The sequence below is a fragment of the Facilibium subflavum genome, assembly GCF_003574485.1.
GTDB lineage: Bacteria > Pseudomonadota > Gammaproteobacteria > Francisellales > Francisellaceae > Facilibium > Facilibium subflavum.
This window is the reverse complement of the sequence record NZ_KZ984701.1, coordinates 758-2,338: the sequence shown is the minus strand read 5'-3', so window position 1 is coordinate 2,338 and position 1,581 is coordinate 758. Positions and strand designations below refer to the sequence as shown.

2 protein-coding genes are annotated in these 1,581 nt (G+C 39.5%); both read left to right on the top strand.

All coding sequences use genetic code 11. From position 1 onward, the window contains the following. A partial coding sequence (locus tag DNK84_RS00455; protein WP_119342621.1) for an MFS transporter occupies positions 1-1,257 on the top strand: 1,257 nt, incomplete at its 5' end. Beyond that, a partial coding sequence (locus DNK84_RS00450) for a VUT family protein (RefSeq protein WP_162902121.1) occupies positions 1,244-1,581 on the top strand: 338 nt, incomplete at its 3' end. The genes DNK84_RS00455 and DNK84_RS00450, both read left to right, overlap by 14 nt.

The window sequence follows — 1,581 nt, the reverse complement described above, 5'->3', positions numbered from 1 at the left end:
ATGCCTAATCGACATACCATTCTTGCTGCATGGATCTGCTTTCTTGGCGGTTTTTTTGTGCTTTACCAGTTTTTACTGCAAGGCTCGACCAGTCTGATGGTTCCTGAACTGATGAGCAATTTATGTCTAAACCTGACACAGATTGGCTTTTTATCTTCTGCATTTTTTTATCCTTATATTTTGCTACAGATTCCATCAGGTTATCTGGCTGATAAACTTGGCCCTAAAAATACGCTGTTTATTTCAACTTTAATTTTAGCAATCAGCACGTTAGCCTTCTCTTTTTCAGAAGGCTTTTTAACGGCGAATACTTCCCGTATTATCATGGGCATTGCCAGCGCGCCTGGTGTTGCTTGTGCAATGTGCCTTGCTGCACGATGGTTTCCAAAACAATTCACCATCATCGCAGGATTAATCGAGATGATGGGAATGTTAGGTGGGGCTGCTGGTGATTATTTTCTGGATATTTTTATTCATGATTATGGCTGGCGTACAGCAATGATTATCTGTGCTGGAATTGGATTCACATTAGCAGCATTAATATTGATATTTGTTCGAAATAAAGACAAACATTGCCTGTCATCCGGTCAAAATCAAAAGCCATGCCACCACCATACTATGGCACATTTCATGCTCTTATTAAAAAACCCTGAAGTATGGAAACACTGCCTGTTTGGTGGCCTTATCTTCACGGTGGTCAGTGCATTTTCCTCATTGTGGAGCATTGGCTTTTTACAAACTTATTTTCCTACCTATAAAGCAGATGCAGCATTTGCAACTGCTTTTATTTTTATCGGTGCGGCAACTGGTGCTGGGGTCAGCGGCTGGCTTGCCAATAAATTTGGTTACAAAACAGTCATGCAATGTTTTAGCGTTACAACACTGATTGTCTTCATTATCTTGCTGTATATTCCAATCTCCTTTTTCCTGGCAAATATTTTACTGTTTATCCTGGGTCTTGGTGCTGGTGCTTATATCCTTGCCTTTGGCAGCATTGAAAGGCTTGTCCACCCGGATGCTCAAGGTATTGCCATGGGGTTTACCAATATGATTATTATTGGTTTAGGTGGACCTTTATTACAACCGCTTATCGGGTGGATGTTAAGCTGGTATCAAAATGCTTACAGCTGTCATGTTAACACAGAAGGAAGCTTCCAAATGGCATTATCCCCCATATTAATAAGCTTAATTATTGCAACCTTATTAAGCTTTCTTGTAAAACGCAAAAAACATATAAACACCGATGACACCAAGTAATATCACCACTCATTATCGCTTCTTATGGGTTTTAATCGTAAGCTATGTCTGTGTGTTGCTGATGGCAAACTGGTATGATGCACGCATTATCTCTATTTTAGGTATTGAGACTGACGCAGGCACTTTAATCTTTCCACTTAGTTTCCTATGCGCTGATTTAATCACTGAAGTTTATGGTTATAAGCGAACAAGACTGGCTATTTGGGCTGCATTTATATTAAATCTTATTTTTCTAGTTTATGGCCTTATTATCACAAACCTGCCTTCACCTGAATTTGCCATTCAAAGCAATGCTGCATTTGATCAAATCGTCCAGATGAATAT